11 protein-coding genes, 1 tRNA gene and 1 rRNA gene are annotated in these 13,906 nt (G+C 43.2%); 4 read left to right on the plus strand and 9 right to left on the minus strand.

The genetic code is table 11. The features are described from left to right. Together GKS34_RS09515 and GKS34_RS09520 are read right to left on the minus strand one after the other, a co-directional pair. A 16S ribosomal RNA gene (locus GKS34_RS09515) occupies window positions 1-82 on the minus strand; the annotation flags it as partial. Window positions 83-503: 421 nt separating this feature from the next. Then, window positions 504-577 (minus strand) — tRNA-Arg (locus GKS34_RS09520). Between the two features lie 178 nt (window positions 578-755). Between GKS34_RS09520 and GKS34_RS09525 the strand changes: the two genes are divergently transcribed. Next, window positions 756-1,490, plus strand: coding sequence for a porin family protein (locus GKS34_RS09525; protein WP_163384590.1), 735 nt, complete (start codon window positions 756-758; stop codon window positions 1,488-1,490). 58 nt (window positions 1,491-1,548) lie between these two features. On the opposite strand, the gene GKS34_RS09530 is transcribed toward GKS34_RS09525, so the two are convergent. Next, window positions 1,549-2,172: a PA-phosphatase gene (locus tag GKS34_RS09530; RefSeq protein WP_240459259.1), complete on the minus strand. Its 624-nt coding sequence runs from the start codon at window positions 2,170-2,172 to the stop codon at window positions 1,549-1,551. A gap of 1 nt (window position 2,173) precedes the next feature. Beyond that, on the minus strand, window positions 2,174-3,631 hold the full coding sequence (gene rpoN, locus GKS34_RS09535) for an RNA polymerase factor sigma-54 (RefSeq protein WP_163384591.1): 1,458 nt from the start codon (window positions 3,629-3,631) through the stop codon (window positions 2,174-2,176). A 185-nt stretch (window positions 3,632-3,816) separates the two neighbouring features. Here rpoN and asnS point away from each other — a divergent pair, with 185 nt between their 5' ends. Continuing rightward, on the plus strand, window positions 3,817-5,268 hold the full coding sequence (asnS, locus tag GKS34_RS09540) for an asparagine--tRNA ligase (RefSeq protein ID WP_163384592.1): 1,452 nt from the start codon (window positions 3,817-3,819) through the stop codon (window positions 5,266-5,268). Between the two features lie 79 nt (window positions 5,269-5,347). Beyond that, window positions 5,348-5,800 (plus strand): hypothetical protein, encoded by a 453-nt coding sequence (locus GKS34_RS09545; RefSeq protein ID WP_163384593.1) that lies wholly within the window; start codon window positions 5,348-5,350, stop codon window positions 5,798-5,800. 7 nt (window positions 5,801-5,807) lie between these two features. On the opposite strand, the gene GKS34_RS09550 is transcribed toward GKS34_RS09545, so the two are convergent. The 3 genes from GKS34_RS09550 to GKS34_RS09560 are packed head-to-tail and all read right to left on the minus strand — an operon-like array spanning window position 5,808 to window position 9,986. Next, complete coding sequence (locus GKS34_RS09550; protein ID WP_163384594.1) at window positions 5,808-7,298, minus strand: TolC family protein; 1,491 nt, start codon at window positions 7,296-7,298, stop codon at window positions 5,808-5,810. Then, a complete protein-coding gene (locus tag GKS34_RS09555; RefSeq protein WP_163384595.1) occupies window positions 7,291-8,604 on the minus strand; it encodes an ABC transporter permease in 1,314 nt (437 codons plus the stop codon). The genes GKS34_RS09550 and GKS34_RS09555 overlap by 8 nt, the downstream gene beginning before the upstream one ends. A gap of 44 nt (window positions 8,605-8,648) precedes the next feature. Further along, on the minus strand, window positions 8,649-9,986 hold the full coding sequence (locus GKS34_RS09560) for an efflux RND transporter periplasmic adaptor subunit (protein WP_163384596.1): 1,338 nt from the start codon (window positions 9,984-9,986) through the stop codon (window positions 8,649-8,651). Between the two features lie 332 nt (window positions 9,987-10,318). On the opposite strand from GKS34_RS09560, the gene GKS34_RS09565 reads away from it, so the two are divergent. Further along, complete coding sequence (locus GKS34_RS09565) at window positions 10,319-11,080, plus strand: class I SAM-dependent methyltransferase (protein ID WP_163384597.1); 762 nt, start codon at window positions 10,319-10,321, stop codon at window positions 11,078-11,080. A 40-nt stretch (window positions 11,081-11,120) separates the two neighbouring features. On the opposite strand, the gene wecB is transcribed toward GKS34_RS09565, so the two are convergent. After that, complete coding sequence (gene wecB, locus GKS34_RS09570; protein ID WP_163384598.1) at window positions 11,121-12,218, minus strand: non-hydrolyzing UDP-N-acetylglucosamine 2-epimerase; 1,098 nt, start codon at window positions 12,216-12,218, stop codon at window positions 11,121-11,123. A 99-nt stretch (window positions 12,219-12,317) separates the two neighbouring features. Next, window positions 12,318-13,904, minus strand: coding sequence for an amidase (locus tag GKS34_RS09575; protein ID WP_163384599.1), 1,587 nt, complete (start codon window positions 13,902-13,904; stop codon window positions 12,318-12,320). Window positions 13,905-13,906: the final 2 nt, after the last annotated feature.

The following is a 13,906-nucleotide window of genomic DNA, read 5'->3' on the forward strand; positions in this document are numbered from 1 at the left end:
GAAGTCAACAATCCCGTTCGACTTGCATGTATTAGGCCTGCCGCTAGCGTTCATCCTGAGCCAGGATCAAACTCTCCATTGTAAAGTTTGTTTTGTGTATCTCCAAATAGAACTTCCATCCTACCCAAATCAACACCTTGTTGTTTCCGTGGCCCGAAGAAATTATTTCTGTTTTTAATATCTCGTCTGACAATACTTCAAAGAACTTATCCCGGCTTTACTCGCTCCCGTTCGAAGCAATTACGCCGGCTTGACCCACTAAAATCGAACCCCTTTTGGATGCCCTCTTTTCGTTTGGGTTTGCAAAGGTAATAGAAAATCCGACCCGTGCAAAATGTTTTTTATCTTTTTTTAGCAACTTCCAACCTATCCACTCGCTTCTTCACCGCTAACCCCCGTTTGGGATCACAAAGATGACCCGTTTTTTTGACCCGGCAATGGATTTGATCGAATTTTTTTAGATAAATTTTAAAACTTCTTCCCATGCTTATCAGGGAAAACTGTGACCTCGCCAGGATTCAAACCTGGAACCTCTTGAGCCGTAATCAAGTGCTCTATTCAATTGAGCTACGAAGCCATTTCTTTTTAACGGAAGGCAAAGGTAAACAATATCGATTATATTACAAAGAGACTTGTCCGGGAAAGAATTAACACAACCCAATTTTTAATTTAAGAATTATTAAGATGAATAACATTCCAAATCAAGCAAGATTTCCTAATTTAGCCGATCAATTGAAAAAATAATCATTGTTTTCATGAAAAAACTTACCCTAATATCCATCGTATTCCTAATTACTTTTCAACTTCATGCCCAACAAGGAGAACGAACACCCATGGGCGGCAGGCCAAACATTAAAGGAGACTTGTTTTTGGATTTTGGATTTAATTTACTTAACAATCGGCCTGATGATCTGAATACCCGATTTATCGCTTCACGTGTTGTCAATATCTATTACCAAACCCAGATTCCATTAGGTACTAATTCCGGTTTTACGTTTAACCCCGGCCTGGGTTTTGGATTGGAGAAACTCGCGTTTCAGGATAACCAAACCCTGATACCCGATCCGGCCAAGGGGCCAAATTCCAGCCAATTGGTACCCATATCGGATGTTTATGGTGAAAACATACGGGTATCCGCCAATACCATGGCTATCAATTATTTTGACGTACCCATTGAAATCCGGTATCATGCAAACAAGGACGATTACAATACCGGATTTCGTGTAGCAGTTGGAGGAAAATTTGGGCTACTTTATAATGCCCATTCAAAAATTGAAGTAACCGATAGTGATGGACTGGAACAAAAAGTCAAAAACAGTCAGGACTATGGCTTGAGTCCGATCCGTTATGGCGTTTATACCCGTCTGGGGTTTCCCGGGTTTAACCTGTGGGGCTATTATGGGCTTAACGGTCTTTTTGAAGGTGAACAGGGTCCCTTTGGTACAGAAGCTACCCAATTCAATTTTGGATTATCGGTGGCTTTATTCTAAAAAAGGATATTTAAAAAAAGCGTATGGAAGCAGGTTTACTTTTTAAACCTGCTTTTTTTTATGCCATCAATAAAGAATAAAACACAAAAAAATTAATTCCAAAACCCAATGCAAAGCCGCCATACACTTCATCTGGCTTATGGGCATTTAGGTACAATCTCGCTGTCCCAACCAGCCCGCTAATAAAAATAATTAACAACAGGTAATAGAACATAGGGGTAGAATAAAATTTAACGGCAAGGACAGCCACCAATGCTACCCAACCTCCCAATGCCGTCTGGTGCGCGCTTATTTTCCAAAAGTAAGTGACAATCGTCAATACAAAAAGGCTGATGGTGACCATACCAAGCGTCGTAATTAAAAGTTGGTCTACATTTAGCTTCCAATAGAAGAAACCGGAAGTCATGCAATAGAATACCGTCACCAGTGTGAAAGGTAGTAGCCTTTCTTTCCTGTCCGGTAAATGATAGCTATGGATTAAAGTAGAGAATCGCATTCCAGCCAATCCCAATAGGGGAATCAGAAAGGTCGTAAACCCAATAAGCAATGAGAGGGACCATTTTGCTTCTCCAGGAACTATCGTCGCTTCCGGAACAATATAAAATAAGGTAAGTACCATTAACGAGGGAATCACCAGCGGCTGGAAAACCACTGAAATCCCCATTGCTAGTTTTCTACACACGTTATAACTCCTTTCTTAACCTTGCCACGGGAATCTGCAATTGCTCCCTATATTTGGCTACAGTCCTTCTCGCAATATTATATCCTTTTTGATTCAACAATTTAACCAGCTTATCATCTGATAAGGGCCTCTTCTTATCTTCTCCCTCTACCAATTTGTTGAGAACACTCTTCACTTCGCGATTACTGACATCCTCTCCACCATCCGTAGTAGCGATTCCCTCTGAGAAAAAATATTTCAGTGGGAAAACACCGAATTCAGTCTGAATGGACTTGCTGTTGGCTACTCTGGAAACAGTGGAAATATCCATGTCAATTTTTTCGGCGATATCTTTTAGAATCATGGGACGTAGTTTTGTCTCATCCCCATCCACAAAAAATTCTTTCTGGTAATCCATAATCGCCTGCATGGTTTTCATTAAGGTATGCTGTCTCTGCTTGATCGCATCAATAAACCACTTAGCTGAATCCAGTTTTTGCTTGACAAAGGTGACTGTCTCCTTAAGTTTTTTATCCTTTTTATCACTCTTATCGTACGCACTGAACATTTCCGAATAAGACCTGCTCACTTTGAGCTCAGGTGCATTTTTTGAATTCAAAACGATTTCAAATTTTCCGTTACTGTTATTCAAAATAAAGTCGGGGATCACATAATGGTTTCGAACCATACCATCGGAAACTCCTCCTGGTTTGGGATTCAATCGGGTGATTAAGTGGATCACCTCCTTCAATTCATCCTCCTCAATCCCTGCCTTCTTTAGTATCTTATCATAGTGCTTTTTGGTGAATTCCTCAAAGCAATTCTGAACCACGAAAATGGCCTTTTGAACCAACGGTTCGTTGGGGTCATCCTTTCTTTCCAATTGGATGATAAGGCACTCCTGAAGATTTCTGGCAGCAATTCCCGGAGGATCAAATGCCTGAATTTTAATCAGTATTTCTTCCAGCTCATCCAAATCGGTTTCCACATTTTGGCTAAATGCCAAATCGTTAATAATAGCTTCCAGACTTCTTCGGATGTAGCCATCGTTCTCAATGCTACCGATGAGCTGTTTTCCTATAATCCGCTGCCGCTCGTCCAGCTTTAGGAAATTAAGCTGTGAAAGTAGTTGCTCATGAAGGGTGGAATAGCTGGACAATGGCATTTCCCGCTCCTCCTCATCTCCGGAATAGTTCCCATCCCCCTGCATTTTATATCCTCCATACTCCTCGTTCAAATACTCTTCGATATTGACGTCCTTATCGTCCTTCACATCGGTGTTTTCAGATCCTTCGGCAAAATCCTCGACCTGATTATCAGCATCCTCCTCCTTGCCCTCTTCCAGGGCTGGGTTGACCTCCAACTCCTCTTCGATCCTGGCGTCTAGTTCAGCCGTAGGAACCTGAAGGAGCTTAATAAACTGTATCTGCTGAGGAGACAGCTTCTGAGATAATATCTGATTTAAATTCAGTTTTTGCATAAATTCTTCTACCTGATAATTGTTAGGCACTTGTAACTTAATGAATACTTATAAAAGCATCCTTTCATTTTTCAAATTTAGGAAATAAGATCAAAATTTTGATAAAAAGCGTATTATATCGTTTTTTGCATTCAATTAAAAGTTATTGACAATAGCAGGCATACACCTCAACTGAAAATCGAACCATGGCATTTAACAACAGGATCAAAATCAAGCATTTACTGGAAACGGACTCAGTAGGTGAACGCGTAACGGTAATGGGATGGGTTCGAACCCGGCGTAGCAATAAGCACGTTACCTTTATCGCATTAAACGATGGCTCCTGCATTCAAAACTACCAAATTGTAGCGGATCCTGCAAAAATCGATGACGACACACTAAAAAAAGCAAATACTGGCGCCTGCCTTAAAATCACCGGTGCGGTGGTTGCATCTCAGGGAGCAGGTCAATCCAGCGAAATTCAGGCTGATCTGGTCGAAATCCTAGGAGAGGCAGACCCTGATAAATTTCCTATTCAACCCAAAAAACATTCGCTTGAATTTTTGAGGGAAAATGCTCATTTGAGAATCCGAACCAATACTTTTGGTGCCATTTTTCGAATTAGGCACCATCTGGCCTTTGCCGTACACCAGTATTTTCATCAAAAAGGTTTCTTTTACCTGCATTCGCCTATTATCACTGCCTCGGATGCAGAGGGAGCGGGTGAAACTTTTCAGGTAACCGCACTTGATTTAAAAAATCCGCCAAGAGATCAAAATAATAACATCGATTTCAGAGAAGACTTCTTTGAGCGAGCCACAAACCTCACCGTTTCCGGACAGCTGGAAGGGGAGCTTGCCGCCCTGGCACTTTCCGAAATATATACCTTTGGCCCCACTTTCCGGGCCGAAAATTCCAACACCACCCGTCACCTGGCAGAGTTTTGGATGATTGAGCCAGAAATGGCCTTTTATGATGCCGAGGACAACCAAAACCTGGCGGAAGATTTTCTGAAGTATATCATTGGTTTTGCCCTGGAAAATTGCCAGGAGGACCTGGCCTTCCTTGACAAAAGGGCAGCCGAAGAGGAAAAAAACAAAAAAGCCGAGCAACGCAGTGAACTTGGCCTTCTGGAGCGACTTGAATTGGTTACCAAAAACACCTTCGAACGCATTACCTATTCGGAGGCTTTGGAAATCCTGAAAAACTCCAAGCCAAATAAAAAGAAAAAATTCGCCTACCCAATTGAGGATTGGGGTACCGATTTGCAATCCGAACACGAAAGGTTTCTGGTAGAAAAGCACTTTAAAAAACCCGTAATCATTACGGACTACCCCAAATCCATCAAATCGTTTTACATGAAGCAAAATGAGGATGGTAAGACGGTAGCCGCCATGGATATTCTGTTTCCAGGAATTGGTGAAATCATTGGCGGTTCCCAACGGGAGGAAAGGCTGGATAAGCTTACCGAGAGAATGCAGGAATTGGATATCAGCCAGGAGGAAATGTGGTGGTACCTGGACACCAGGAGGTTTGGCACTACCCCTCATTCAGGCTTTGGACTTGGGTTCGAACGATTAGTGCAATTCGTAACGGGTATGGGAAATATACGGGATGTAATCCCTTTCCCTCGGACCCCTGGTAACGCCGAATTTTAATTATTTTATCTCAAAGCATCCCTTAAAAGTAATTTGGGGTATTTTTTGTGCACTCAGCATAAAATTTTTACATTGTGTAGTGGAAACGTTTTTAAAATACTTGAAAATTGAGGGAATTGGTGGCCATGTCATCCGCATTTCTCTAGCCTGTTTACTATTGTTTGGTGGATTTACGAAGTTGAAGCTTATTGGGGCCCTGGAATACAGCCTTTTCTGGGCCATATTATTAGCGGGGATCGAAACCTTTGCAGCATTTGGTCTGCTCATCCATTACAAAAAGCCTTTAATTGGCTTGATTGGTGGGGTGCTGGCACTTCTATCCATTTTTATCCGGGTCGTATTTTCTATTGGATGGGTAAGAGACCATATTTTGCAAACCGATTCATTCCTAACAGCCCTTAACTCCATCTTTGGAATTTACAACAATGGGCTATTTCACATTGCCTTGCTTTTTGGGGCGGCTATTTACTGTCTTGGAAATTCCTACAAGGCCTACATACGGGAGCGAATAACCCGCCCCTGGCCATATTAGGTAAGCCTTATTCTTCCTGAAAACTCATCCCCGGGTTGTAGAGAAGTTCGTTATTCTGAAAATCATACAGTGTCAGCCTTCTCAGTTCAAAATACGCTGTCCAGTAGTCCCTCAGAGATTCGATATAGGTCCTCCTGTTCTGATCCTTTGCTTGCTGGGCAATCCCCAAATCAGTAATAGTGACATTTCCGCTTTGATACCTTCTGAACGATATTTCATACCTTTTATCAGCGACTTCATCGGAGGTTTTGGAAATTTCCAATCTGTCCTTCAACATGATGAAATTCCTGACACGGGTAAAGATTTCCTGTTCAAAATTGATGATTTCCTGTTCAATTTCATATTCGGTCAACTTCTGATTGGACCTTGCTATGCTCATTCTGGCCTTGTTTCTGCCCCAATCCAAAATGGGTACTTGAATGCTCAGGTTGACAAGCGCCTGGGTGTTGGGATTATTATAGATTTCACCCCACATCAAAGCAGCCTTATTATAACCATAACTGGCATTCAGGTTCATTTGAAAACGATCCCCCTTGGCCTGCGCCACATTTGCCTGGGCTTCCATCCGCTGTCTTTCAAATCCAATGGCATCTGACCGATTTTGGAAAGCATATTCAATGGCCTCTTCTACATTAACATCAAATTCCGGGATTTCGTCAGGGAGGGCCAGGTTTAGACTGACTGTTTCGTTCAAGCCAATATAAGATTTTAATCTTAAGGATGCGGCTTCCATATCCAGCCTGGCTTGGGCCACCCCTTGCTTGGCTTCCAATACTTGCAGTTCCACCTGCAAAAGTTTATCCTCGTAGGTAGTCCCTATATTGTACCTTCCTCTTTCAATTTTAAGAATGGCCTCCGAATTCTCCAGATTTTTGGTGGCGATGTCCAGGTTGACCTGAGCCACCAAAAAGTCAAAGAACATTTCGGTCACGAACTGGCTGATGTCCTCCATTTCCTCCACATACTCCCTCTTACTCTCTTCATATCTGATAGGTTCAATCTTTCTATCCCATTTGTAACGGTTATAGGCAAATATCGGTTGAGACAACCTCACATTCACCGGTATCCCACTCCACCTGGTTTGAGGGTTGGAGCCGGTAGCCAGAAAATTATCAAACCTGTTTGTGGAGCTGTTGACAGAGATAATTCCTCCTGTAGGACTGATCACCTGGCGCAGACCCAACTCCAGATCCACCAAATTTTGCCTTACCTCCCTAAATTCAATCGTTCCGTCTGGTTGCTCAACGTTATTGAAGGCTTGAGAATACCGGGGGAGGGTACCCTCCAGCCGTAATTGGGGTCTAAAATCGGATTTATAGAACTGGAAACCCCAATAACGATTCTCCCTTCTGGTATCCGCCCTCAAGGCAGCAGGGGACTGTTCCTTTGCACGTAAAATAATCTCCTCGAGGGAATACGAAACGACCTGCTGGGATTGGACAGAAAAAATGATCGTTAAAAACATAACGATCAGGGTTGGTAGAAATAGTTTATTCATAGCGTAAAGAGGTTATCGGATCCTGACTGGCTGCCCGCTTGGCTGGTGTGATTCCAAATACCAACCCAACGGTAGCGGCAACTCCAAATGACAGTAGGATGGAACTTAAAGTGATGACTGTAGGGAATTCGGCAAAGGTAGAGACTAAATGAGCCAATATAATTCCCAAAACCACTCCTATCAGCCCACCCGAAACACTTATCATTATGGATTCAAATAGAAACTGATTCACAATATCGTTCTTTTTTGCTCCCAACGAAAGCCTTAGGCCAATTTCTTTTATTCTTTCCATCACAGAAGCGAGCATAATATTCATAATGCCTATGCCTCCAACCAATAGGGAAATGCCTGCGATAGCTCCCAAGACAATATTAAATATATTTTGGGTACGCTGCTGTTGTTTAAGAAGTAACTCCGGTATGGTGATTTCAAAATCTACTACATTGAAATGTCTTCGTTCAAGCATTTTGGCTAACACTTCAGCGGTCGGGTTGAGTAGCTCACTTTCGGACACTTGAATGACCATTTTGTCTATTTGATGGTAATTACCTGAGCCATCACCGCTATCATCATTCAACTGCGATTCCGTAACCAGATCCCTGTTTTTGTATCGAATGAGCATGGTTTGTATGGGTATGTAAACATCCATATTAAAATCCCGTATGCCCAGCTTGGAAATACTGGATTCCGAAACAAGCCTTTCTTCTAAAATCCCAACTACCTCGAGCCACTGACTTCCACTTTTGATTTTTTTACCCAGAGGGCTTTCGTTTGGGAAAAATCTCGCCGCCACACTTCTGCCAATAATACAAACAGGATCACCTTTGGCCAGGTTATTTTCACTGAACATCCTCCCCTCTCTCAACTGAAAATCCAGAACTTCGAAATAGGCAGGGTTTACTCCCACCAATTTGGCAGATCTTCGGATACCGCTTTTCACGATGTAAGTATCCATGACAATTTCAGGACTTATTTTGTTAATGCCCGGTATTACTTTCCTTATTGCCTCCGCATCGGCCAGTTTTAATCCAGGGGAAAATTTATTTCGCTCTTTTTCAAGGCCACTATTTTCATCCAATTGTTCCTCCACCTGCTCCACCACTGGCTCCACCACAATGTTATTTACCCCGACCAGTTTGATTTGCTCCATGATTTCTTGCTGAGCACCGGTACCGATTGCCAACATCGCAATGACTGCAGCGACTCCAAAGATAATACCCAGAGCAGTCAATAAGGAGCGTACCTTATTCGCCAATACCGCTTCAAAAGCGATATAGAAATTGGCTAATAGCCTTTCGTTAAACATAAATTCAGTTATATATGGGGAAAGTAGTTATGTTTTAAAAAGATTTAGGGGGAAGTGGTGTTCTTATTTCGACTTAATGAAGAAAATTCGGCAATTGGTTCGCCCTCCTCCTGGCTGCTATCCAGGTTCCTTTTCCCATTCAACTCTTCCAATAAATTGACAGTTAGGTTTTCTCCCCAGTTAGGCGTATTTAAATAAACGTATTCCCCTTCGCTCAATCCCTTTTCAATGACCACATCGTTGTTATTTGTCATCCCTAAAAGAACTTCCTGCTTGACCCCGTTTCGAAGGTAAACATAATTTATACTGTCGTTTTCAACATTAACAGCCTCCAAAGGAACATATATCACATCATTCAACTGGTCTGCAATGATGGAATTACTGGAAGTCATGGAAGGCCGTAGCATGGGGTCACTTTCGTTTACTACCACCATTACTTCAAATACTTTTGCATCCGAATTAGGCCTTTGTTGCCCGACATTGGCAACTTTTGTAACCTCTCCGGTATAATTTTTATCAGGAAAGGCATCCATTCCCAATTCTACCCTCTGTCCAACTTTTACCCTCCGGATATCTACCTCATTTACATAGGTAATGCTTTGCATGGTGGACAAATCCGGCAACGTTGCCACCACAGGGTTCCAAGTGCTTATTTGAGAGCCTTCTTTCACTTTACTACCCCTATAATCTACATAAATCACCATTCCATCCTGCGGAGCGGTTACGACAAACTTATCGAGTACTTCCTCCATTTGCCTAACTTCCAATTGATCTTCCCGAAGGTCAGCCGCAATTTCCATCATTCTAGCCTTCTCCTGCAGGGTTTTGATTCGGTACCGCTCTCTTGCCTGATCCAGCTCTCGCCTAGCTTTTTCTAAATTGTACTCGTTTTGCTTGATAATCGCTGGCGGTTCAAACTGCGACTGCTCCAATATCAATTCCTGCTCTTGTACAATGTATTCCTGATTTAGAATATTGTCGCGCTCCACTCGTAAATTCAGTGAGGTATCCAGTTGGATTTGCTCGTACTGGGCCTTTGTTTGTTCCAAATCCAAACGGCTATCTTCCAACCGGCCAAAAAGTTCGGTTTTGTCAATGGAACAAATAAAATCTCCTTTTTCAACCAAAGTACCCTCGTCCACCATCTTATCGATGGTAAAATTCCCGATCCTGAAACGACGTGCCTCTGCCGGGCCAAACACTTGTACCGACCGAAGTGCTTCTAATTCTCCCGAAGTTGTTATCTCTACCCGAAATTCGCCTTTATTGACAGTAGCCAGTATATCATTCTCTACCCCAGCACTTCCTGAGGCAAAGAAGAAGTACAAAGCGCCGATGACGACAATACTTCCGATAGCTACATAAATTAAATTCTTTTTCATTTTTTCTATTATTTACGCATTCAAAGGTAACCATTTCACCTACCAAGTCCTTCCCAATGAGCATGTTATTTGGCCATTGACATAAAAGATAATTACATACCTATCCTATTCGTTCTTATAAATTTAGCTCCGGCATCTGCGATACATAGCATTAAATCCATATGGTTTTAATCAGCTACAAACCGTTCTTTCTATTCTCATTTTCTATCTTTGCTCCATGAAATCGAGCATGACGTACCCGTCACACACTGGGATGATTATAAGCCATGCGAGATTCTCCCGATTTAATATCGGGACAGGCTATGTGACCATTAAGAAACAATTATAATCATATGAAATCATTGATAAGTTGGACGATCAGGTACATTCCACGAAAATACCTTCAGCTATTCAGCCATGTTTTTTTGCGAATGGCATCTGTCTTTTACAAAGGAAATAAGGTTCGATGCCCCATATGCAGCAAGGGTTTCCGTAAGTTCTTGCCCTACGGCAGAGTGGCAAGAGAAAACGCTCTTTGCCCAAATTGCCTGGGCTTGGAAAGGCACCGGTTAATGTGGTTGTTTCTACAGGAGGAAACGGATTTTTTTACCCGCAATTTGAAGGTCCTTCACGTTGCACCGGAACTGTGCTTTCTAAAGCGGTTTGAGGCCCTTAAAAACCTGGACTACATTACCGGGGATTTAGAGTCTCCACTTGCTAAAATTAAAATGGACATCCACCAGATCCCCTTTCCAGACAATACCTTTGACGTGATTTTTTGCAACCATGTGCTCGAACACGTGAAAAGCGATATCGATGCCTGTAAAGAAATCAATCGGGTATTAAAACCTGACGGCTGGGGCATTTTGCAATCCCCTGTATACGAACTGGATAAAACCCTGGAAGACCCCAACATTACAGACCCTGTAGAAAGGGAAAGAGTTTTTGGCCAACGGGACCACGTGCGGAAGTACGGAAAGGATTATGCAGAAAGACTAAGCACATCTGGATTAAAAGTGACGGAGATCCCTTTTGTCAGGGATATAGACCCATCTCTCATCCAGAAACACGCTCTCCCTGAAACGGAAATGATCTATCGATGTAATAAAGGATAAATCCCGATTTTCATCGATCTTCCCATGTAAGTACGCTTCCTTACCCCAGCTTTTCCAATAGCACGTTTACAATTCTTCCGGCGGTTTTACCGTCCCATAAATGGGGCACCTGACCGGTTTTCCAGCTTCCGGAAAACAGTTTTTCCATTGCTGGTGGGATGGCTTTTGGATCCGTGCCCAACAATTCGTTTGTTCCCTGGGTGATAGTTTCCGGCCGTTCTGTATTATCCCTCAGTGTCATGCAGGGTATGCCCATAACCGTTGTTTCCTCAGTAATGCCTCCGGAATCGGTGACGACAGCCTTGGCTTTTTCTACCAGATAATTGAATTCCAGGTACCCCAACGGATCAATCATGTGCAACCTGTCATGACTTATCCCAATATTCTGAAGCATTTTCTTCGTCCTGGGATGGACAGGAAACACCAAGGGAAGATCCAAGGTATGATCCACAATTTTTTGAATGAGGTCCTTCAGCTTTTCTTCCTGATCTACGTTTGCCGGCCGGTGCAGCGTCATGACCAAGTATTTTCCCTTTTCCAGTTTTAACTGGTCCCATATTTCCGGTTTTTGAAACCGTGACCGGTGTTTTAGCAAGGTATCTATCATGGTATTTCCCACAAAAAATATACGGTCTTCACCCACTCCGGAATTTTTGAGGTTCGTATTAGCGACTTCAGAAGTGGTAAAATAGTAGTTGGTAATACTATCGGTAACCATGCGGTTTATTTCTTCGGGCATAGACCAGTCACCGGAACGAATACCGGCTTCCACATGGGCCACTTTGACATGTAGTTTTTGGGCCGAAATGGCACATGCCATTGTAGAGGTAACATCACCCACCACCAGGCAAAGATCTGGTTTGGCCGTATCCAGCAACAATTTTTCGTAGCCGACCATGATGGCTGCTGTTTGTTCTGCCTGGCTACCTCCGCCGGCACCCAAATTCACATCAGGTTCCGGAATACCCAGTTGCTCAAAAAAACTACCTGACATGTTTTTATCGTAATGCTGGCCGGTATGAATCAACCGAAAAGTAATGCCCTTACCATCCGATGAGGCTGCTTTGATAGCATCGATGATGGGAGAAATTTTCATAAAATTGGGCCGCGCCCCTGCTATTAAGTCTATCTGTATCATGAATTAAAAATTTTATTTCTCAAGTTTACCAAATTTATCGGAAAATAAGTGAAAAAAACACGTGAATTATTTCGAAAAATTCAAGGGAAAATGTACCTATTACCTAAACGTTGGTGGCTTTCGGAATTGCGTTCCCTGTTCATATCCATAGGCTATTTCGAGTAATACCGGTTCGGACCAGGCGGTACCAAAAATGGAGATCCCTACGGGCAGGCCATCGATAAACCCCATTGGAAGTGTTATGTTTGGATATCCAGCATGGGCCGCTGGGGAGGAACTTCCCAGATGAAAAGCATCCCCATTGATCCGGTCTGTCTTCCAAGCCGGGCCTCCTGTGGGGGCTATTAGCGCATCCAATTCATGTTCCTCCAAGACCTTATCTATTCCTTCTTCCCTGCTCATCCGCAGCAAAGAAGTGAGCGCCTCTCGATAAGCATCCTCCTCCAGGCTTCCTTTTTCCTGGGCCTGTTCCAAATACAATTGATTGTAATGCTTCAATTCAATACTGTCGTTTTTATTGAATGCAATTAATTCTTCCAGATTTTTTATTGGGGCATCCGGTCCCAAAGCGGCAAAATACCGGTTCAACCCATCTTTGTATTCATAGAGCATTACCTGCAGGGAATGAGCTCCGGTGCCCGGAGGTTCAATACGTTCAATGGGAATAATTACAGCCCCCTCCTTTTCCATGTGGGCAGCGGCTTCTTCCATTAGTTTGTCAACTTTAAAATGCCTCCCGGAAGGCCCTTTAAACCAGCCAATTCGCTTTCCTTTCAAACCGTCCTTATTTAAAAACTGCACGTAATCGAGTGAATAATTACCGGCACTTGCCAGTGTTTTTTCATCTTCAGGATCTACTCCCACCAAACTCCCAAGTGCCATCGCGGCATCTTTCACGGTTCTTGCCATAGGCCCGGGAGTATCCTGGGTATCCGAAATAGGAATTACCCCTGACCGACTTACCAAGCCAACCGTAGGCTTGATACCCACAATCCCATTTGCATGTGAAGGACACACGATCGATCCATTGGTCTCCGTTCCGATGGCCAGAACAGTCAAATTAGCGGATACCGCCACGGCAGAACCTGAACTGGACCCGCAAGGGTTTCTATCAAGGAAATAAGGGTTCTTTGTCTGCCCTCCCAATCCACTCCATCCACTGCTGGATAATTCTCCACGAAAGTTGGCCCACTCACTTAAATTGGCCTTCCCAAGAATGACGGCGCCTGATTGCCTCAGTTTTTTTGCGACAAAACTATCTTCCAAGGGTTGGGAACCTGCTAGCGCACGCGAGCCAGCCGTGGTAGCCATCGCATCCTGAGTATCCAGATTGTCCTTTAAAAGTACGGGAATCCCAAATAAAGCCCCTGTTGCCTGCCCAGAAGCTTGAAGCCGATCAAGGGAATCTGCTATTTTCAAGGCATCCGGATTGATCTGTAATACAGCATTTAGCTCAGGGCCGGATTGGTCAATCGCCGCAATCCTTTCCAGGTAAGCCGTTACTACTGCTCTTACGGTGAGTGTGCCATTTGCATATCCCTCCTGGAAATCTTCAATTCCCCACTCCTCATATGCGAATTCCTCAGCTGAATTTTCCTTTTCATCTGAACCCTCGCAAGCAAAAACGGCCAGCGGAATCAGCCATTGAAAGAGATATTTTATTCTGAAATTATTAACCATGCTCATAT

This window comes from Cyclobacterium jeungdonense (assembly GCF_010994275.1).
Taxonomy (GTDB): domain Bacteria; phylum Bacteroidota; class Bacteroidia; order Cytophagales; family Cyclobacteriaceae; genus Cyclobacterium; species Cyclobacterium jeungdonense.

Excerpts from the sequence above, each read along its gene's own strand:
- GKS34_RS09525 (WP_163384590.1), top strand. The coding sequence starts at position 756 with ATGAAAAAACTTACCCTAATATCCATCGTATTCCTAATTACTTTTCAA.
- rpoN (WP_163384591.1), bottom strand. The coding sequence starts at position 3,631 with ATGCAAAAACTGAATTTAAATCAGATATTATCTCAGAAGCTGTCTCCT.
- asnS (WP_163384592.1), top strand. The coding sequence starts at position 3,817 with ATGGCATTTAACAACAGGATCAAAATCAAGCATTTACTGGAAACGGAC.
- GKS34_RS09550 (WP_163384594.1), bottom strand. The coding sequence starts at position 7,298 with ATGAATAAACTATTTCTACCAACCCTGATCGTTATGTTTTTAACGATC.
- GKS34_RS09555 (WP_163384595.1), bottom strand. The coding sequence starts at position 8,604 with ATGTTTAACGAAAGGCTATTAGCCAATTTCTATATCGCTTTTGAAGCG.
- GKS34_RS09560 (WP_163384596.1), bottom strand. The coding sequence starts at position 9,986 with ATGAAAAAGAATTTAATTTATGTAGCTATCGGAAGTATTGTCGTCATC.
- GKS34_RS09565 (WP_163384597.1), top strand. The coding sequence starts at position 10,319 with ATGAAATCATTGATAAGTTGGACGATCAGGTACATTCCACGAAAATAC.
- wecB (WP_163384598.1), bottom strand. The coding sequence starts at position 12,218 with ATGATACAGATAGACTTAATAGCAGGGGCGCGGCCCAATTTTATGAAA.
- GKS34_RS09575 (WP_163384599.1), bottom strand. The coding sequence starts at position 13,904 with ATGAGCATGGTTAATAATTTCAGAATAAAATATCTCTTTCAATGGCTG.